The organism is Luteimonas sp. MC1782 (genome assembly GCF_014164605.1).
Lineage (GTDB): Bacteria > Pseudomonadota > Gammaproteobacteria > Xanthomonadales > Xanthomonadaceae > Luteimonas.
Window position 1 is genome coordinate 465019 of record NZ_JACJFT010000002.1, and the last position, 18920, is coordinate 483938.

Consider the following 18920-nt stretch of genomic DNA (forward strand, 5'->3'; position numbering starts at 1 on the left):
TGGTCAAGGCGCGGCGCTGGAGAGGCGCACCACGTTGCCGCCCGGCGGCCGCCTGTTGCGGATGAAGGCCATGCAGGCGGTCGCCTCGAGCGGCGGCGACAACCAGAATCCCTGGATCTCGTCGCAGCTGTGGTGGGCGAGGAAGTCCGCCTGGGCGCGCGTCTCCACGCCCTCGGCGACCACGTTGAGCCCCAGCGAATGGGCCATCGCGATCACCGTGGTGGTGATGGCGGCGTCCTCCGGGTCTGTGGTGAGGTCGGCGATGAAGGTCTTGTCGATCTTGATGGTGGTGATCGGCAGCCGCTTGAGGTATGCCAGCGACGAGTAGCCGGTGCCGAAATCGTCGATCGCCAGTGACACGCCCAGCTCGCGGAACGCCTGCAGCTTGACCACGGTCTGTGCGGCGTTGGCCATGAGCACGCTTTCGGTCAGCTCCAGCTCCAGCGCCGAAGGCGGCACGCCGGTGTCGTCGAGGACGCGGCGGACCACATCGGGGAAATCGCCACGCAACAGCTGAAGCACCGACACGTTCACCGCCACCGTGAGGTCGGTGAGGCCATGCTGGTGCCAGCGGCGCAACGCCAGGCAGGCCTCGCGCAGCACCCACTCGCCGATCTCGAGGATCATGCCGCTCTCCTCGGCCAGCGGGATGAAATCGGCCGGCTGCACTTCGCCGTGCTCGGGGCTGTACCAGCGCAGCAGCGCCTCGGCACCGGTGATCTGCGAGGTGGCCAGAGACTGGCGCGGCTGGAACGCCACCCGCAGTTCGTTGCGGTCGAGGACCTTGCGCAACGCGCCGGCGAGCGTGGCGCGCTGCCGGATCGCCGCCTCCATCGTCTCGTCATAGCGCATGAACGTACGGCGCCCCGCGGCCTTGGCCTGGTACATCGCGGTGTCCGCGTGCTTGAGCAGCTCGGTCGGGACCTGGCCGTGGTCGGGGTACAGGCTGATGCCGATGGAAGGCGACACCGCGACTTCCTGACGGTCGTCGAGGATCAGCGGCGCCTCGAACGACATGATGATCTCGCGCGCGACGCGGTCCGCCTCGTCGGCATCCTCCAGGTTCTCCAGCACCGCGGTGAATTCATCGCCGGCCAGGCGCGCCACGGTGTGGTGCTGGCCGACGGTCTGCTGCAGGCGCGCCGCGGCCGCGCGCAGGATGCGGTCTCCGGCGGCGTGCCCGAGCGAATCGTTGATGTCCTTGAAGCGGTCGAGGTCCAGGAACAGCACCGCGATCCGCGACGATTCGCGGCGCGCGCGCACGATCGCGCGCGACAGGCGCTCCGACAGCAGCGAGCGGTTGGGCAGGTTGGTCAGGGTGTCGAAATTGGCGAGGTAGCGCAGCTCCTGTTCGGCGCGCTTCTGCAGCGTGATGTCATTGAGCACGAACACGTACAGCCGTTCGCCGTCCGCTTCGCTGCCAAGGACCGTCGCCGCCTCTATGGCGCACAGGAACTCCTCGCCATCGCGGCGGCGCTGCCACATCTCGCCGGAATAGCGGCCGTCGCGGGCCACCAGGCTGCGGATGTGACGGTAGAACGCCGGATCGTGCTGCATGCTGTCGAGCAGGTCGGCGCCACGGCCGGCGACGTCGGCGGCCTGGTAGCCGGTGATGCGGGTGAAGGCCGGATTGACCGAGATGAAGTTGAAGTCGCCGTCGAGTACGGTGACCGCTTCGTTCATGCTGCGCAGCACTTCGCTGGCGATCTGGCGTTCGCGCTCCACGTCGCGGCTCTTGCTGATGTTCAGCGCGGTGCCGGCGACGCGGACGATGGCACCGCCGGCGTCGTGTTCCACCGCGCGGCCGCGGGCGCGCACCCATACCCAGTCATCGCCCGGCCCATCGGAGCGGACGCGGTGCTCGGACACGAATTCCGCGGTTGCGCCGTCGACGTATGCGCGCATCAGTTCCTCGACACGCGGCAGGTCGTCGCCATGGATCACATCGGCGATGTCACGCGTCGTGCTCGAGACCTCCCGCGACTGGCCACCGGCTTCCTGTGCGAACAGCAGGCGCACCAGCTGCCTGGTCGGCAGGTGGATGTCCCAGTAGCGCTCGCCGGTCGCCCACAGGGCCATCTTGAAGCGCTCTTCGCGGTCGCGCAGCTGCGCGACATGGGCGTGGTTGCGCCGCTGGCGGAGCAGCAGGACCACGCAGGCCACGGCAAGCGGCAACGCCACCAGCGCCGCGATCAAGAAGCCCGTGTCGGTGAGCATGGTCAAGCCGGTTTTCCCCTCGCGGCCCGCGCGGCAGCTTCGCAGTGTAGGCACGCAGGCGGGGAGGCAACAAGCTTGGCGACGGCGGTATAGTGCGGCGTCCCCCCGACCGTGCTTGCCATGTCCGCAACGCTTCCCACCCTGCCTGAAATCGAACAGGCCTGCCGCGACGCGTCGCTGGGCACCAGCGCACCCGAATTGCACGGCAGCCTCTGTGGCTGGCTTGCCGGTGGTGGTGACAGTGGCGGCCACTGGTTGGCCAAGGTCATGGTGGACGACGCGCTGCCGTCACCCCCACCCGGCGGCGTGCTGGACCGCATGCGCGAGGTCACCGCGGCACAGTTCGAGGACCGCGATTTCGGTCTGGCGCTGGTGTCCCCGGGCGAGGAGGCCACGCTCGCCGAGCGCAGCGGTGCGCTGTTCGACTGGTGCCGGGGTTTCGTCGGCGCGTTCGGGCTGGCGGCCGGGCAGGACCCCAGGCTGTCGGAGGAAGGTGCCGAAGCGCTGTCCGACATCGCCCGGCTGGCACGCGCAAGCGCGCAGGACGACGGCGACGAGGAGGACGAGCAGGCGCTGGCCGAGATCGAGGAGTTCGTGCGCGTGGCCGCGCTGCTGCTGCACGGTGACTGCGCGCTTGCCGCGCGCCACCGCAGTCGCCTCAACTGACCGGTCACGAACAAGCCCGCGCCCGGCAGCCCCGGTCGCCCCGGACGCTGCCGAACATGCCCTCCCCACCCCGGATCACTGCTGCAACCTACGCCCGGCGCCGTCGCCAGTTGATGCGCCTGGCGGGCGACGACGCGATCCTCGTGCTGCCGGCCGCGCCCGAGCGCGTGCGCAGTCGCGACACGCACTACCCGTACCGCCAGGATTCCGACGTCCTGTACCTGAGCGGTTTCGCCGAGCCCGAGGCGGTGCTGGTGATGGTGCCCGGGCGCAGCCACGGCGAGAGCCTGCTGTTCTGCCGCGAACGCCACCCGGAACGCGAAGCCTGGGATGGCCCGCGTGTCGGCCCCGAGGGCGCAGCAGATGCGCTTGGCGTCGATGACGCCTGGCCGATCGACGACATCGACGAGATCCTGCCCGGCCTCATCGAAGGGCGGCGCCGCGTCTATTACCACTTCGGGCGGGATACCGATTTCGACCTGAAGCTGATTGGCTGGGTCAACCAGGTGCGGGCGGAGGTACGCCACGGCGCGCAGCCGCCGCACGAGTTCCTCGAACTCGGCCACCTGCTCGACGAGATGCGCCTCGCCAAGACCGCCGAGGAACTGCGGCTGATGCGGCACGCGGCCGAGGTCAGCGTGCAAGCGCACCAGGCGGTGATGCGCGCCGTGCGCCCCGGCATGCGCGAGTACGAACTGCAGGCCGAGTTGGAGCGCGTGTTCCGCGCGGCGGGTGCCGAGCCGGCGTATTCCAGCATCGTCGGCGCCGGCGCAAACGCCTGCGTCCTGCACTACCGCGACAACAACGCGCCGATCCGCCGTGGCGACCTGGTGCTGGTCGACGCCGGCGCCGAGTACCGCGGCTACGCCGCCGACATCACCCGCACGTTCCCGGCCGATGGCCGCTTCAGTCGCGAGCAGCGCGCGTTGCATGACCTGGTCGGCGCGGCCCACGCGGCCGCACTGGCGCAGGCGCGCCCGGGCGTGCCATACGAGGCCGGACACAATGCCGCCGTCGATGTGCTCGCGGAGGGCATGCTGTCGCTCGGGCTGCTGCAGGGAACGCACGAGGATGTCGTGGCCGGCGGCGGCTACAAGCGCTTCTATCCGCACAAGACCGGCCACTGGCTCGGCCTCGACGTCCACGACGTCGGCGACTACCGCATCGAGGGCGCCTCGCGGCTGCTCGAGCCGGGGATGGTGTTCACCATCGAACCCGGCCTCTACATCCCGCCGGGCGACACCAGCGTCGAGGCGAGGTGGCGTGGCATCGGCATCCGCATCGAGGACGACGTGGCCATCACCCGCGACGGCCACGAGGTGCTGACCGCCGGGCTGGCACGCAGCGCCGACGAGATCGAAGCGTTCATGGCGCCCTGAGGCGCGCCGCTCAGGCGGCGAACGCCTCGCGGGTCAGGTTGCGCGGATCGCCGTCGGTGCAGACCACATTGTCCTCGATGCGGATGCCGCCATACGGGCGGAACGCATCGACGCGGTCCCAGTCGACGCTCCCGGCGTGCGCGCCAGCACGCAGGTCCTCGAGCAGCATGTCGACGAAGTACAGGCCCGGCTCGATGGTCACCACCATGCCGGGCTCCAGCACGCGCGTCAGCCGCAGGTAGGGGTGGCCTTCCGGCTTGTCGATGGTGCCGCCGGCATCGGATGCCGCGAACCCGGCGACGTCGTGCACCTGCAGGCCGAGCCCATGGCCGATGCCGTGCGGGAAGAACGTGCCGCTGACGCCGGTGGCGACCGCCGCCTCCGGGGACACCTTCAGGATGCCGAACTCGCCAAGCACCCCGGCCAGCGCCAGGTGCGCATCGAGGTGCAGCTGCCGGTAATCGAATCCGGCGCGCACCTGGGCGCACATCGCCTGCTGCGCCGTGTCCACGGCCATGACCATGGCGTGGAACTCGCCGTCCACGTCCGCCGCGTGGGTGCGCGTGACGTCGGCCGCGTAGCCGCCATGGCCGGCGCCGGCATCGAGCAGGAAACTGCGCACCGGCTTGGGCGGCAGGCGGTCGAGTTCGGTGTAGTGCAGCACCGCGCCGTTCCGGTTGAGCGCCACGATGTTGCCGTAGGGCAGTTCCGCCGCGTCCTGGCCCACCGCCTGGCAATAGGCGAGGTGGATGCCGAATTCGCTGGCACCGGCACGGAACGCGCGCTCGGCGGCGTGGTGGCCGCGCACGGCCAGGCGCGAAGCCTCGCGCAGCATCGCCAGTTCGTACGGCGTCTTGAAGGCGCGGTGGTAGTCCAGGTAATCCAGCACCGGCTGCGGATTGTTGGGTGCGAACGCACCGTAGCGTCCGAGCGCGCTCTGGGGCTCGCCGAGGATCGCGCAGCGGCTGGCGTTCCTCGGCAGGTGTTCGAGCGCCTCGTCCGGCGTGCGGATGACCACGATGTCGAAGTGTTCCGCCCAGTATCCGGACGGCGCCTCGGGGACCACGTGCCAGTAGTCGCGCGGCTGCAGGTACACCAGCTTCGGCCGCGCGCCGGGCGTGACCACGAGCCAGCTGCCGGGATTGCGCAGCAGCGGTACCCAGGCCTTGAACTGCGGGTTCACCGCGTACGGATAGTCGCGATCGTCGAACACCTGGTAATGCCGGGTACCGCTGGGCACGACCAGGTGGTCGAAGCCGCCACGGCCGAGCGCTTCGGCGGTGCGTGCGAACAGGGTGTCGAGGTGGGCGGCGTACAGCGGGGCGAGGGCGACGGACATGGCGGGGGACGGTTCCGGGAAGAACCCGTATTCTGCCGCATCGACCGCGGTGCCGCCCTGCGACCGCCCGGTCGACGGCTACTCGTAGTGGCTGCCCGGCGCCTCGATCCAGGCGCGCAGGCGACCGACCTGCGGCTCCGACATGCCGATGAAGCGGAAGCCGGTCCACGCCTGGCCGGGTGCGCTGGCCTGGTCGCGCCACAGCAGGTGTGCGCCCACCTCGACGCTGGCGTCGGCGCCCTCCGGCGTCGGCAGCGCGAAGCGGAACTGGTAGAGCGCGTCGTCCACCAGCGCCTCGTTGGCCAGCAGCAGCATGCCGGTTTCGGACAGGTTGCCGATGCGGCCGACCACGCGCTCGGTCATGGCATCCATGACCAGGATGGTGTCGGGCGCCTTGCGGCGCTTGGCGCGGCGGAACTCGTTGATCATGGCAATCCGTCCCCGGTGATCGCCGGGGCGTCGCCACGGCCGGCAAAGCTGCGCAGGGTACGCATCGCCGCCTGCCAGGCGCGGTCCACCAGGCGGCCGCGCTCGGCGGTGACGATGCGTGCCTGGTCGGCCACGATCATGCGCGCCAGCGCATCCAGCGAATGCTCGCCGACCCGCTGGCCGCGCTGGTTGACGAACAGGGCGTTGTCGGTGACCGGGCTGAACCACGACAGGCGGCGGCGGACCACGTCGCCCTGCTGGTTGGTCACGAACTCGATGAACGTGCCGAACGGCATCACCCGCAGCTGCTCGTAGCGCGCCTGTTCTTCCGGCGTGCGTGGCGGCAGATCCGGCCTGCGCGCGCGGGCGCTGTCCTCGCCCAGTCGCGTCCTGGCCTTCAGCTTCATGGCCAGCTCGGTGCGCGACGCCGGATCGTCCTCGTCGCTGCGGCTGCTGGTCAGGCGGTTGGCGATGATCGCCGCTTCCTCGGCGTGGTAGCCGACCTGCGAAAGCGCGCCCTCGACATGTGTCGCCAACGCGGGGTCGGCCGCGTCCGCGCCATGGCCGCAGGCCTGGATGATCCGCCGCGTGGCGTCCAGCTGGCCCTGCCACTCCTGCGAATCCTCGCCCTGGCGGAGCAGGGTGAGGGTCAGCACGTCAGCCCAGGCCTGGTTGAGCAGCGCGCGCGAGAACTTCGGGATGCGCTGGTCGCCGAGCATGTCGGCGAGCGCCTTGCCGGCGCGCAGCTTCGCGACTTCCAGCTTTTCCTTGCCGCGCGCCGCCTCGACGTGGCGACGCTCCAGCATCTCGGCGCGGCGCACCTGCGCCTGGAGATGCGCCTGCAGCGCGCGGTTGGAATCCTCGAACACCGCGTCGTCGCCATCGTACTTGTCGATGACGTGGCTGACCGCCTGTTGCAGCGGCGGCAACAGCTGTGGATCGAAATCGTCCTTGTCGAGCCATTTCGCCGCCGTCTCGGCGACGGTATTGAGCAGTTGCCGGGCCGGATGCGCGGCGCGCACGAAGAACGCCGGGTCCTGGAGCGCGACGCGCAGCAACGGGAGCTGGAGCCGGCGGAGCAGGGCGCTGGCGGGTGCGTCGCGGCTGATCTCGCCTTCCAGCTGCCCGTACAGCATGTGCAGCAGTTCAAAGGTGTCGTTGTCGCGCTGCGAGAGGCTGGCGCCCTTGCCGCGCTTCTGCCGGGCCTGCGCGAGCAGGGACTGGCGGATGTCCATCAGGTTGCGTGGCGACGCCTCGGGCGCGGCCTGCAGCGTGCCCAGCGCACGGAACACGTCGTCTGTGCTGAGTGGCGGCGCGGCGCTGGCGGCCTGCCCGGGCCGCAGCTTGCCGATCAACGCGCGGCGCCCGGCCATCAGCTGCTGCAGGGCCTGGTAGTCGGCCTGCTCGTCGGAGTTCTCGAAGGCGCTGCTGGTCTCGGCCATCCAGCCGGTATGCGGGCGCTGCAGGTCGGCGTGCGTCGCGCCTGTGCCGTGGCCGTGTGCCGCGCCCGGATCCGCATGGCCGGTGCTGCGGCCGTCGACAGCCGGGCTGCCGCGCTCGCCGTTGCCGGCGGGGCGGCCTGCGCCGGCAGCGGGGCCCGGAGCACCCTCGGCAGCCTCTCCCGTGCCGCGCGCCCGCGGGCGCGATGCCGCCTGTCCCGGGGCGGCGTTCGCCGCGGCCTCGTGCGCCTGCTGGCGTGCGGTTGCACGCACGCGCATCGGCACGTAGGTCAGGCCGGGCAGCACGCCCTCGCGGTCCAGTGCGGCGTCGAGTTTCTCCAGCACGGGCGCGTAGTGGCCCATCACCATGCGGTCGAACAGCCGGAACAGCAGTTCGCGCGATTCGACGCCGATATCGAGTGCCCGGCTGGCGGTGCGCAACGCGCGGCACACCGACTGCGGGCCCAGCGGCAAGCGCGCGGCGTCGATCGCGGGCGAACCCGCCAGCACACCGAAGCGCTGCCCGAGCAGGTGCATCGCCAGTGTGGCGCGGCCCTCCTGGCGGCTGGCGATTTCGCGCAGGATGCCGTCTTCGTCCATCGCCGCGTCTTCGACCAGGGTCAGCAGAAGATGGCTGCCGGCCTCGCGGACGGACGCCTTCCCCTGCGCCGCGGGCGGAGCGCGCAGGGTGGCCAGCGACGCTTCGAGCTCCAGCATCAGCTGCGGGACCAGGTCGGAGCGGTTCAGGCGGAACGTGCGCAGCGCCTGCACGAAGTTGGACTCGCTGCCCGGATTGCGTGCGCGGTCGGCGAGGCGGAACAGCTCCTGCTCGAATTCGTCGAGCATCGCGCCGAGGTAATTGTCCAGCTCCGCGGAGACCAGCGCCAACGCGCTTTCCAGCGCCTTGCGCACGCGTCGCGGCAGACCGGCGGCCGCCAGTGTCCGCGGAGCGGTGGCGTCATTGTTTGGCGTCGTCACTGACATGTTTGCGTCTGGCTCGCTTCCCCTGTGGGGATACTTAGCATGCAGGCATGCCCCGCGGCCAGCACGGGGTTTCCGCCGGCGTCAGGACACGGCGGCCGATGGGCGCTCATGTCAGGAAAAGCGCGACCACGTCGTTGCCCAGGCGCCGGCCCAGCGCGGTGGGCCTGACATGGCCCGCATCCTCGACAAGCCAGCCGCGCGCCGCGGCCTCCGCGAGTTGCGCGTCGATCGTGGCACGCGCCAGGCCCGTCCGGGCCTCGAAGTCGGCCAGCGCGAAGCCTTCGTGCAGGCGCAGCGCGTTGAGCATGTATTCGAACGGCCGCCGCGCGGGCTCGATGTCCTCGTCGCCGCCGAATGCCGCGTCGCTGCCCGCCGTGGCTAGCCACGCCGCCGGGTGCTTGAGCTTCCAGCGCCGGCGGATCGCCTGCCCGGCGCCCAACGTGATCTTGCCGTGCGCGCCTGCGCCAATGCCGAGGTAGTCGCCGAAGCGCCAGTAGTTGAGATTGTGGGCGCACTGGCGCCCGGCCCGCGCGTAGGCGCTGACCTCGTAATGCCCGTAGCCCGCCGCCTCGAGCAGCGCCTGGCCGTGTTCCTGCATGTCCCAGGCAGTGTCCTCGTCGGGCAAACCCGCGGGCGGCCTGGCGGCGAACAGCGTGTTCGGTTCGAGGGTGAGCTGGTAGTGCGAGATGTGCGCCGGCTGCAGCGCGAACGCGCGTTCCAGGTCGCGCGCGGCGCCATCGAGGTCCTGGCCGGGCAGGGCGTACATCAGGTCGAGGTTGATGTTGTCGAAGCCGGCGTCCTGGGCGAGCTTCACGGCCGCGTCCGCCTCGCGGCTGTCGTGGATGCGCCCGAGTCGCTGCAGGCAGGCGTCGTCGAAGCTCTGGATGCCGAAGCTCAGGCGGTTCACGCCGGCCGCGAGGTAGCCCTCGAAGCGTCCGTGCTCGGCGGTGCCGGGGTTGGTCTCCAGGGTGATCTCGCAACCCGGAGCGAACCGCAGCCTCGCGCTGGCCTGCTGCAGGAAGTCGTCGATCGCCGCCGCTGGAAACAGCGACGGCGTGCCGCCGCCGAAGAACACCGAATGCACGGTGCGGCCCCATGCCAGCGGCAGGTCGTGCTCGAGGTCGGCGACCAGTGCGCTGACGTACTCGGCGAACGGCAGCGCGCCGCGCTGCTCGTGCGAGTTGAAGTCGCAGTAGGGGCATTTGCGCACGCACCACGGCAGGTGCACGTACAGCGACAGCGGCGGCGGCAGCAGCATGGTCAGGCCAGTTCGGCGAGGCGTTCGCGCAGCACCGCGAGCGCGCGGCCGCGATGGCTGATGGTGTTCTTGAGTGCGGCGGGCAGCTCGGCGGCGGTCAGGCCGCTGCCCGGATCCAGGAACACCGGGTCGTAGCCGAAGCCTCCCGCGCCGCGCGGCGCGTGCAGGATGCGTCCGCGCCACTGGCCCTCGGCGATGATCGGCTGCGGGTCGTCCGCGCGGCGCAGCACCACGATCGCGCAGTGGAAGCTGGCACCCCGGGCCTCGTCGGCCACGCCGTCAAGCTCGCGCAGCAGGCGCGCGATATTGCGCCCGGCATCGCCGTGGGTTCCGCCGTAGCGCGCGGAATACAGCCCCGGGGCGCCGTCGAGCGCGTCCACGCACAGCCCCGAGTCGTCGGCCAGCGCCGGCAGGCCGGTCGCCAGCGCCGCGTGGCGCGCCTTGAGCAGCGCGTTCTCGATGAACGTCAGGCCGGTTTCGTCAACGTCGGCGACGCCGAACTCCGACTGCGCACGCAGCGTGAAGCGTGATCCGTCCAGCAGCGCGCGCAATTCCCCCAGCTTGCCCGCGTTGCCACTGGCCAGCACCAGGTCCATGGCTCAGCCTTCGGCCAGCGCCGCCTGCTGTGCCGCGAACAGTTCCCCGCAGCCCTGCGCGGCCAGTGCGAGCATGGCGTCCAGCTCCTCGCGGCGGAACGCGTGGCCCTCGGCGGTGCCTTGCAGCTCGATGAAGCCGCCGCCGTCGTTCATCACCACGTTCATGTCGGTGTCGCAGGCGCTGTCTTCGGCATAGTCGAGGTCAAGCACCGGGCGGCCGCCGTGGATGCCGACCGACACCGCGGCGATCGCGCCGTGGATGGGGTCGCGCTTGCCGAGCTCGCGGCGACCCTGCAGCCAGCGCACCGCGTCCACCAGCGCCACGTAGGCACCGGTGATGGCCGCGCAGCGGGTCCCGCCGTCGGCCTGCAGCACGTCGCAGTCGAGGGTGATGGTGCGCTCGCCGAGTGCGTCGCGGTCCACGCAGGCGCGCAGCGAGCGGCCGATCAGGCGCTGGATCTCCAGCGTGCGCCCTCCCTGCTTGCCGCGCGCGGCCTCGCGGTCGGAGCGGCTGTGGGTGGCGCGCGGCAGCATGCCGTATTCGGCGGTCACCCAGCCGGTGCCCTTGCCGCGCAGGAAGCCCGGCACGCGGTTCTCGACCGTGGCCGTGCACAGCACCCGCGTATCGCCGAAGGTCACCAGGACCGATCCCTCGGCATGGCGGGTGTAGCCGCGCTGGATACGCACGTCGCGCATCTGGGCAGGCGCGCGCCCGCTTGGACGGGGAGAATCGCTCATGGAGGGAATTACCGCAGGAATGGCGCGCGAGTTTACCATCGGCACCCCGAACCACCGGATGCCCCGCATGATCCGCAGCATGACCGCCTTCGCTTCCGGCGAACGTGCCACCGCCTTCGGCACCCTTGGCTGCGAGCTCCGTGCGGTCAACCACCGCTACCTTGAGCTCGGGGTGCGTGCGCCGGACGAGCTGCGTGCGCTGGAAGCGGTGCTGCGCGAGCGCATCGGGGCCCGCGTCGCGCGCGGCAAGGTCGAGCTCACCCTGCGCCTGCGCGCGCCGGAGGACGCGGGCGCGTTCGTGGTCGACGATGCGCTGGTGGAGCGGCTGGGCGAACTGGCGCTGCGCCTGCAGCCGCGGTTCCCGGCGATGCAGGTCGGGTTCACCGAGCTCCTGCAGTACCCCGGCGTGCTGCGCACCCGGGCCACCGACGCCGAGGCCCTGCAGGGCGAGGCGCTCGCGCTGCTGGACCAGGTGCTGGGCGAGTTCATCGCCGCGCGCGAGCGCGAGGGCGGCAAGCTGGTGGCGGTGATGCTGGAGCGCGTCGACGGCATCGCCGCGCGCGCCGCCGAGGTGCGTGGCGTGGTGCCGGCGATCCGCGCCGGGCAGCGCGCCAAGCTCGAGGCGCGCCTGGCCGACCTGGCGCAGCCCGCCGATCCCGGCCGGCTCGAGCAGGAGCTGGTGCTGTCGCTGCAGAAGCTCGACGTCGACGAGGAGCTTGACCGCCTCGACAGCCACGTGGCCGAGATCCGCCGCGTGCTCGGCCAGCGCGAGCCCGCCGGCCGCCGGCTCGATTTCCTGCTCCAGGAGTTCAATCGCGAGGCGAATACGCTGGGTTCGAAGTCGGTCGATCCGCGCACGTCCAACATCGCCGTCGAGCTCAAGGTGCTGATCGACCAGGTGCGGGAACAGGTGCAGAACATTGAATAAGCCCGACGTTCCAACGCGGGGCAGGCTGTTCATCGTCGCCGCGCCGTCGGGCGCCGGGAAGTCGAGCATCGTCAACGCCTGCCTGGCGCGCGACGCCAACATCTGCCTGTCGGTCTCGTTCACCTCGCGACCGCCGCGCCCGGGCGAGCGGCACGCCGAGCATTACCACTTCGTCGACGATGCGCGGTTCCAGGAGATGATCGCCGCCGGCGAGTTCTTCGAACATGCCCGCGTGCACGGCGACTGGAAGGGCACCGCGCGGCAGTCGGTGGAACCGCAGCTGGCGGCCGGCCGCGACGTGCTGCTTGAAATCGACTGGCAGGGGGCGCGCCAGGTGCGCAAGCTGGTGCCCGACGCCGTCGGCGTGTTCATCCTGCCGCCCTCGCGCGCGGCGCTCGACGAGCGCATGCGCAAGCGCGGCCAGGACAGCGAGGAGGTCATGGCCCGGCGCCTGGCCGCCGCGCGCGAGGAGATGTCGCACTATGCGGAATTCGATTACGTGATCGTGAACGAGGATTTCGCCACCGCGGTGGACGAGATGTGCGCCATCTTCGTCGCCAGCCGGCTGCGCCTGGACGCCCAGGCCTGGCGGCACCGCGCCCTGATCGGCGCGCTGCTGCAGGAAGACTGAACCGCCAAGGCTGCATTACGCCCCAAGTGCCTGATTCGCAACAGCTCGGCTTGCGTGCCGGGCGCGGTATCGCTATCCTTTCCGGTCCCACGCACTGCATCGACGGCCGGTCGGCCGCCAGGAGATTTATGGCCCGCATCACCGTTGAAGATTGCCTGAAAGTCGTCGACAACCGTTTCGAACTGGTCATGCTGGCCGCCAAGCGCGCCCGCCAGCTTGCCAATGGCGTCGAGCCGCAGATCGACAACAGCGAGAACGACGACAAGCCGACGGTGCTGGCGCTGCGCGAGATCGCCGCGCGCCGCATCAATCCCGAGTACATCGACGCCGTCGAGAAGTCCGAGCGCGAGCGCAAGGAGCGCGAGGCGCTGGAATGGGCGGCCGCCGAAGTCGTGGCCGACGACGACCTGGGCAAGGGCGACGACGCCTGATCCGCGGGCGCCTGCATGGCGCTTGCCAGCATGACCACGACGGCCCCGGACATCCGGGGCCGTCTGCGTTCACGGCCCGCGTGCATCGACCGCCGCGCGTTGCCGGGCTGCGGGCGCACGCGTAGGCTCGACCCATGACATCCGCAGAGCTCGCGCTGGTGCAGGTACCGGTCCCCGGGGACGAAGACATCCCCGGCTACATGCGCGCGCTGGAGCGCGCGAGCGCGTACCTGCCCGAAGACCAGCGCCGCCAGGTGCGCCGCGCCTGGGCGGTGGGCGCGGCCGCGCACGCGGGGCAGGTGCGCAAGTCCGGCGAGCCCTATATCACCCACCCCGTCGCTGTGGCGCAGGTGCTGGCGGAGCAGAAGGTCGACCTCGAGACACTGGTCGCGGCCATCCTGCACGACACCATCGAGGACACGCCACTGGGGCGCGACGCACTGGCCGGCGAGTTCGGCGAGGCGGTCGCGGAGCTGGTCGACGGCGTCACCAAGCTCGACAAGCTGCAGTTCGCCAACCGCCGCGAGGCGGACGCGGAGAGCTTCCGCAAGATGATGCTGGCGATGGCGCGCGACCTGCGCGTCATCCTGATCAAGCTGGCCGACCGCCTGCACAACATGCGCACGCTCGGCGCGCAGTCCCCCGAGGCGCGCCAGCGCATCGCCAGCGAGACGCTGGAGATCTACGCGCCGATCGCGCAGCGCCTGGGCATGAACCTGATCAAGGCCGAGCTGCAGGACCTCGGGTTTGCCGCCCTGCACCCGCTGCGCCACCGCATCCTCGAGAAGCGCATCCGCTCGCAGCCGCTGGTGCGGCGCGAGGCACTGGCCAAGATCGAGGCGCAGCTCGCGCAGCGGCTGACCAACGAGGGCGTGGACTACCGCCTGGTGAGCCGGGTGAAGTCGCCGTGGAGCATCTACAACAAGATGCGCGCGGAAGGGAAAACCTTCAGCCAGGTGATCGACGTGTTCGGCTTCCGGGTGATCGTCGGCTCGGTGCGCGACTGCTACCACGCGCTGGGCGTGGCGCATTCGGTGTACAAGCCGCTCGACGGCCGCTTCCGCGATTTCATCGCGATCCCCAAGGCCAACGGCTACCAGTCGCTGCACACGGTGCTGTTCGGCCCCTACGGCTCGCCCATCGAGGTGCAGATCCGCACCGAGGAGATGGACCTGATCGCCGAGCGTGGCATCGCCGCGCACTGGGCGTACAAGCACGGCGGTGGCGCGCCGAACAGCGCGCAGGCGCGCGCGCATTCGTGGATCTCCGCGCTGCTGGAATCGCAGAGCGGCACCGGGTCGTCGCTGGAGTTCCTCGAGAACGTCAAGGTCGACCTGTTCCCGGACGAGGTCTACCTGTTCACGCCCAAGGGCGACATCATGTCGCTGCCGCGCAACGCCACGGCGCTTGATTTCGCCTTCTCGGTGCACACCGACGTCGGCAACAGGGCGGTGGCCGCGCGCGTCGACCGCAAGCTGGTGCCGTTGCGCACCAAGCTGGCCACCGGCCAGTCGGTGGAAATCGTCACCGCGAAGTCGTCGCAGCCGCGGCCGCAGTGGCTGGAGTTCGTGGTCACCGGCAAGGCGCGCACCGCGATCCGCCAGCAGCTCAAGCAGCTCGAGCACGAAGACGCCGTGCAGCTTGGCCACCGCATGCTCGACAGTGCGCTCGAGGATCTCGACAGCTCGCTGGAACAGTTGCCGGCGGAGCATCTCGAAGCCTACCTGGCCGAGCATCGCTTCCCGCGGCTGGAAGCGCTGCTGGCCGAGGTCGCGCTGGGCAACCGCATGCCGTCGCAGGTCGCGCAGTCGCTGGCGCGCAAGACCCCGGGTGCCGACGGCGCGCCGCGCGTGCACCGCGGCGACGACCGCATCCTGATCACCGGCAGCGAACGCGGCGTGGTGACCTTCGCCAACTGCTGCATGCCGATCCCGGGCGACGAGATCATGGGTTACCACACCGCCGGCCGTGGCATCGTGGTGCACAGGATGGAATGCCCGAATGTCGCCGAATACCGCAAGTCGCCGGATCGCTGGGTCGACATCGGCTGGGATCGCGAGGTCGCCGGCGATTACGCAGTGGCGCTGCGCATCGAGGTCGAGAACCGGCCGGGCGTGCTGGCACAGGTGGCGGCGGCGATCGCGCAGGCGGACTCCAACATCGACGGCGTCGAATACCTGGAGCGCGACACCAATGTCGCCGCGATCCGATTCTCGATCGAAGTGCGCAACCGCACGCACCTGGCGCATGTCATCCGCCGCACCCGTCGGCTCGGCGTGGTCCACGGCGTGCAGCGGATCTGAAACCGCGCCGATAGAGAATCGGCGGGGCGGCGGTCATAATCGACCGCATCGCCTTCGAGGATTCGAAAATGCCCAGGACACCCATCACCACCGCCGACGCACCGGCGGCCATCGGTCCGTACTCGCAGGCCACCCGCGCCGGCAACACCGTGTTCGTGTCCGGGCAGATCCCGCTGGACCCGGCCACGGGCGAACTGGTCCCCGGTGATCTTGCCGCGCAGGCGCGGCGCGCATTCGACAACCTGCGCGCTGTCTGCGAGGCGGCCGGCGGGTCGCTCGATGACGTCACGCGCGTCGGCCTGTACCTCACAGACCTCGGCCAGTTCGCGGCCGTGAACGCGGTGATGGCGGAGTATTTCAATGCGCCGTATCCCGCGCGTGCGACCATCGAAGTGTCCGCGCTGCCCAAGGGCGCGCAGTTCGAGGTCGACGCCGTGATGGTTACCGACTGAGGCAGTGGCGGCACCCCGGCGCAAGGCTGGCGCAGCCGCGCCCTCGCTGGCACCCGCCGGCACCGATGTGCTGTCGGCGCTGGCCGGCGTGGGCCCGCGGGTTGCGGAGAAGCTCGCCGCGCGTGGCCTGACCGGCGTGCAGGACCTGTGGCTGCAGCTGCCGCGCGGCTACGAGGACCGCACCGCCATCACGCCGATCCGCATGCTGCAGCCGGGTGTTCCCGCGCAGGTCGAAGGTCGGGTCGAGGCGGTCGAGCGCGGCTTCCGCTACAAGCCGATGTTGCGGGTCGCGATCGTCGACGACTCGCATGGCACGCTGGTGCTGCGCTTCTTCCATTTCCGCGCCGCGCAGGCCGCGCAGTTCACGCCGGGCGCGCGCGTGCGCTGCTTCGGCACGCCGCGGCCCGGGCAGCGCGGGCTGGAGATCGTCCACCCGAGTTACAGCCTGGTCGGCGACGACTGCGTCGCCGGGCTTGGCGATCGCCTCGACCCTGTCTACCCCGCGATCGAGGGCGTCGGCCCGGCGGTGATGAAGCGGCTGATCGCGCAGGCGCTCGACCGCCTTCCCGATGGCGACGTGCTCGAGCTCCTGCCGGCCGCGCTGCTGCGCGCACATGCGCTGCCCGGGCTGCGCGAGTCGCTGCTCACGGTGCACCGCCCGCCGCGCGATGCCGATGTCGCCGCGTTGCTCGCCGGCACGCATCCCGCGCAGCGTCGGCTGGCGCTCGAAGAGCTGCTCGCGCACCACCTGAGCATGCGCCGCCAGCGCATCGCCCAGCAGTCGCACGCCGCGCGGCCGCTTGCCGACCCGGCACTCGCGCAACGGCTGCGCGAGGACCTGCCGTTCGCGCTCACCGCGGCGCAGGCGCGCGTCTTCGACGAGATCCGCGGTGACATGGCGCGACCGGTGCCGATGCTGCGGCTGGTGCAGGGCGATGTCGGTTCCGGCAAGACCGTGGTGGCGGCGATGGCCGCGCTGATGGCGGTCGCCGAGGGCCGCCAGGCGGCGCTGATGGCACCCACCGAGCTGCTGGCCGAGCAGCATCTCGCCAACCTGCGGGCGTGGCTGGAACCGCTCGGCCTTCGCGTCGAGTGGCTGGCCGGCAAGGTCACAGGCCGCGCGCGCGCGCAGGCGATGGCGGCGGTCGCCAGCGGCCAGGCGCAGGTGGTGGTCGGCACGCATGCGCTGATGCAGCAGGGCGTGGTGTTCAACGACCTCGCACTCGCCATCATCGACGAGCAGCACCGCTTCGGCGTGCACCAGCGCCTGGCGCTGCGCGACAAGGGCGGCGAGGGCGGGCGCGTTCCGCACCAGCTGGTGATGACCGCGACGCCGATTCCGCGCACCCTGGCCATGGCGGCCTATGCCGACCTCGACGTGTCGGCGATCGACGAGCTGCCACCGGGGCGGACGCCAGTGCAGACCGTGGTGCTCGCCGCCGGGCGCCGCCCGGAGCTCATCGAGCGGATCCGCGCGGCCTGCGCGGAGGGCCGCCAGGCGTACTGGGTGTGCACGATCATCGACGACTCCGACGAGATCGTGGCGCAGGCCGCGCAGGCGACGTTCGAGGCGCTGTCGGATGCCCTGCCCGGGCTTCGCGTGGGGCTGGTGCACGGCCGCATGAAGGCCAACGAAAAGCAGGCGGCGATGCGCGCGTTCAAGGAAGGCACGGCCGACCTGCTGGTCGCCACCACGGTGATCGAGGTCGGCGTGGACGTGCCCAATGCCTCGCTGATGGTGATCGAGAACGCCGAGCGCCTGGGCCTGGCGCAGCTGCATCAGTTGCGCGGGCGGGTGGGGCGCGGCAGTGCCGCTTCGAGCTGCGTGCTGCTGTACCAGCCGCCGTTGTCGCGGATGGCGCGCGAACGCCTGGAGACGATGCGCGAGACCGGCGACGGGTTCGTCATCGCCGAGAAGGACCTGGAGCTGCGCGGGCCGGGCGAACTGCTCGGCACCCGCCAGACCGGCCTTGCGGCGTTCCGCGTCGCCGACCTGGCGCGCGATGCCGACCTGCTGCCGCTGGTACACGCGTTGGGCGAGCAGCTGCTGCGCGACCAGCCCGACGTTGCCGAACGCCTGGTGGCGCGCTGGATCGGCGGCGCCGTGCGTTACGCGGCGGCCTGATGTCCGCGGCACGAACATGGATAATCGATCGATGACCAATGAACGCATCCCGCTGCTGATCGATACCGACCCGGGCGTCGACGACGCGCTCGCCCTGCTGATGGCGCTGCGCGACGCGCGCCATGACGTGGTCGGGTTGACCGTTGCCGCCGGCAACGTCGGCCTGCGCCATACCGTGGCCAACGCGCTCAAGCTTTGCGAGATCGCGGCGCGCGACGATGTGCCCGTGTTCCCCGGCTGCGACCGCCCGCTGCTTCACGCGGCGCCCGACGCGGCGCACGTGCACGGCGCGGACGGCTTCGGCGATGTCGGCCACGCGCCGGCCACCCGCGGCGCCCAATCCGAACACGCCGTGCAGGCGATCCTGCGCCTCTCCCACGAGCACGCCGGCCGGCTGCTGCTGGTCATGCTCGGTCCGCTCACCAACCTCGCGCTGGCGCTGCGCCTGGATCCCACCCTTCCGCAGCGCATTGGCCGGCTTGTGGTGATGGGCGGCGCGGTCACCGCGCGCGGCAACATCACGCCGTCGGCGGAGTTCAACGTCTATTTCGATCCCGAGGCGGCGCGGATCGTGTTCCAGTCATTCCCCGCTTTCGACCTCGCCGACTGGGAGGCTACCGTCGCCCACGGCATGCACCACCGCGATGTCGACCGGTGGCTGGCCGCCCCCGGTCCCGTGGCCGGATTCTACGAGGCCATCTCGCGGCATACGCGGCTGTGGTCGGAAGACGGTCGTGGCGAGCTCTGGCATGCCGCGGATGCGCTGGCGATGGCCATGGCGCTGGCCCCGCAGGGCGTGCTGCAGGCCGAAGTGCGGCCGATCGACGTGGTGCTGGCGGATCCGGTGGCGCGCGGCACCACGGTGGTCGACTGGCAGCGGCAGCTCGGGCGCCCGGACCAGGCGCGCATCCTGCTGCGCTACGACCAGGCGATGTTCGAGGCCCTGGTGCGCGGGGCGCTCGGCGCCTGAGGCGGCTTGCGGCGGGTATCGGGGCCGGCTATAAT

16 protein-coding genes are annotated in these 18920 nt (G+C 70.9%); 9 read left to right on the forward strand and 7 right to left on the reverse strand.

All coding sequences use genetic code 11. The features are described from left to right. Positions 1 to 3: 3 nt before the first annotated feature. The gene (locus H5368_RS11605; protein ID WP_182824746.1) at positions 4 to 2217 is read right to left on the reverse strand and encodes a GGDEF domain-containing phosphodiesterase; all 2214 of its coding nucleotides are present in this window, start codon (positions 2215 to 2217) and stop codon (positions 4 to 6) included. A gap of 120 nt (positions 2218 to 2337) precedes the next feature. Between H5368_RS11605 and H5368_RS11610 the strand changes: the two genes are divergently transcribed. After that, on the forward strand, positions 2338 to 2883 hold the full coding sequence (locus H5368_RS11610) for a UPF0149 family protein (protein ID WP_182824748.1): 546 nt from the start codon (positions 2338 to 2340) through the stop codon (positions 2881 to 2883). 56 nt (positions 2884 to 2939) lie between these two features. Beyond that, the gene (locus H5368_RS11615) at positions 2940 to 4262 is read left to right on the forward strand and encodes an aminopeptidase P N-terminal domain-containing protein (protein ID WP_182824750.1); all 1323 of its coding nucleotides are present in this window, start codon (positions 2940 to 2942) and stop codon (positions 4260 to 4262) included. A 10-nt stretch (positions 4263 to 4272) separates the two neighbouring features. Here H5368_RS11615 and pepQ read toward each other — a convergent pair whose 3' ends face one another. The 6 genes from pepQ to rph all read right to left on the reverse strand — a co-directional run bounded on the left by pepQ (position 4273) and on the right by rph (position 11045). Continuing rightward, on the reverse strand, positions 4273 to 5601 hold the full coding sequence (gene pepQ / locus H5368_RS11620) for a Xaa-Pro dipeptidase (RefSeq protein ID WP_182824751.1): 1329 nt from the start codon (positions 5599 to 5601) through the stop codon (positions 4273 to 4275). 78 nt (positions 5602 to 5679) lie between these two features. Then, a complete protein-coding gene (locus H5368_RS11625) occupies positions 5680 to 6030 on the reverse strand; it encodes a PilZ domain-containing protein (protein WP_182824753.1) in 351 nt (116 codons plus the stop codon). Next, positions 6027 to 8447: a DUF1631 family protein gene (locus tag H5368_RS11630; protein WP_182824756.1), complete on the reverse strand. Its 2421-nt coding sequence runs from the start codon at positions 8445 to 8447 to the stop codon at positions 6027 to 6029. Before H5368_RS11630 ends, H5368_RS11625 begins: the two co-directional genes overlap by 4 nt. A 112-nt stretch (positions 8448 to 8559) precedes the next feature. After that, the gene (gene hemW, locus H5368_RS11635; RefSeq protein ID WP_182825290.1) at positions 8560 to 9717 is read right to left on the reverse strand and encodes a radical SAM family heme chaperone HemW; all 1158 of its coding nucleotides are present in this window, start codon (positions 9715 to 9717) and stop codon (positions 8560 to 8562) included. Beyond that, positions 9714 to 10307, reverse strand: coding sequence for an RdgB/HAM1 family non-canonical purine NTP pyrophosphatase (gene rdgB, locus H5368_RS11640; RefSeq protein ID WP_182824758.1), 594 nt, complete (start codon positions 10305 to 10307; stop codon positions 9714 to 9716). The genes hemW and rdgB overlap by 4 nt, the downstream gene beginning before the upstream one ends. Positions 10308 to 10310: 3 nt before the next feature. Next, positions 10311 to 11045, reverse strand: a complete 735-nt coding sequence (rph, locus tag H5368_RS11645) for a ribonuclease PH (protein ID WP_182824760.1) — start codon at positions 11043 to 11045, stop codon at positions 10311 to 10313. Positions 11046 to 11112: 67 nt separating this feature from the next. Here rph and H5368_RS11650 point away from each other — a divergent pair, with 67 nt between their 5' ends. From H5368_RS11650 to H5368_RS11680, 7 genes are all read left to right on the forward strand, one after another. Continuing rightward, complete coding sequence (locus H5368_RS11650) at positions 11113 to 11973, forward strand: YicC/YloC family endoribonuclease (protein WP_182824762.1); 861 nt, start codon at positions 11113 to 11115, stop codon at positions 11971 to 11973. Continuing rightward, positions 11966 to 12604 carry a guanylate kinase gene (gene gmk / locus H5368_RS11655; RefSeq protein ID WP_182824764.1) on the forward strand — a complete coding sequence of 213 codons (639 nt, stop codon included), beginning with the start codon at positions 11966 to 11968 and terminating at the stop codon, positions 12602 to 12604. Before H5368_RS11650 ends, gmk begins: the two co-directional genes overlap by 8 nt. Before the next feature lie 128 nt (positions 12605 to 12732). Then, complete coding sequence (gene rpoZ / locus H5368_RS11660) at positions 12733 to 13035, forward strand: DNA-directed RNA polymerase subunit omega (RefSeq protein WP_182824766.1); 303 nt, start codon at positions 12733 to 12735, stop codon at positions 13033 to 13035. A gap of 134 nt (positions 13036 to 13169) precedes the next feature. Then, positions 13170 to 15338, forward strand: coding sequence for a bifunctional (p)ppGpp synthetase/guanosine-3',5'-bis(diphosphate) 3'-pyrophosphohydrolase (locus H5368_RS11665; protein WP_182824769.1), 2169 nt, complete (start codon positions 13170 to 13172; stop codon positions 15336 to 15338). A 68-nt stretch (positions 15339 to 15406) separates the two neighbouring features. Beyond that, on the forward strand, positions 15407 to 15790 hold the full coding sequence (locus H5368_RS11670; RefSeq protein ID WP_182824771.1) for a RidA family protein: 384 nt from the start codon (positions 15407 to 15409) through the stop codon (positions 15788 to 15790). 4 nt (positions 15791 to 15794) lie between these two features. Continuing rightward, positions 15795 to 17915, forward strand: a complete 2121-nt coding sequence (gene recG / locus H5368_RS11675; RefSeq protein ID WP_343203908.1) for an ATP-dependent DNA helicase RecG — start codon at positions 15795 to 15797, stop codon at positions 17913 to 17915. 31 nt (positions 17916 to 17946) lie between these two features. Next, a complete protein-coding gene (locus H5368_RS11680; protein ID WP_182824773.1) occupies positions 17947 to 18885 on the forward strand; it encodes a nucleoside hydrolase in 939 nt (312 codons plus the stop codon). The last annotated feature ends 35 nt before the right edge of the window (positions 18886 to 18920 follow it).

Coding starts and splice junctions, on each gene's coding strand:
- H5368_RS11680 (WP_182824773.1), top strand. CDS start 17,947: ATGACCAATGAACGCATCCCGCTGCTGATCGATACCGACCCGGGCGTC.
- H5368_RS11670 (WP_182824771.1), top strand. CDS start 15,407: ATGCCCAGGACACCCATCACCACCGCCGACGCACCGGCGGCCATCGGT.
- H5368_RS11605 (WP_182824746.1), bottom strand. CDS start 2,217: ATGCTCACCGACACGGGCTTCTTGATCGCGGCGCTGGTGGCGTTGCCG.
- rpoZ (WP_182824766.1), top strand. CDS start 12,733: ATGGCCCGCATCACCGTTGAAGATTGCCTGAAAGTCGTCGACAACCGT.
- H5368_RS11615 (WP_182824750.1), top strand. CDS start 2,940: ATGCCCTCCCCACCCCGGATCACTGCTGCAACCTACGCCCGGCGCCGT.
- H5368_RS11625 (WP_182824753.1), bottom strand. CDS start 6,030: ATGATCAACGAGTTCCGCCGCGCCAAGCGCCGCAAGGCGCCCGACACC.
- rdgB (WP_182824758.1), bottom strand. CDS start 10,307: ATGGACCTGGTGCTGGCCAGTGGCAACGCGGGCAAGCTGGGGGAATTG.
- H5368_RS11665 (WP_182824769.1), top strand. CDS start 13,170: ATGACATCCGCAGAGCTCGCGCTGGTGCAGGTACCGGTCCCCGGGGAC.
- H5368_RS11650 (WP_182824762.1), top strand. CDS start 11,113: ATGATCCGCAGCATGACCGCCTTCGCTTCCGGCGAACGTGCCACCGCC.
- rph (WP_182824760.1), bottom strand. CDS start 11,045: ATGAGCGATTCTCCCCGTCCAAGCGGGCGCGCGCCTGCCCAGATGCGC.
- pepQ (WP_182824751.1), bottom strand. CDS start 5,601: ATGTCCGTCGCCCTCGCCCCGCTGTACGCCGCCCACCTCGACACCCTG.
- H5368_RS11610 (WP_182824748.1), top strand. CDS start 2,338: ATGTCCGCAACGCTTCCCACCCTGCCTGAAATCGAACAGGCCTGCCGC.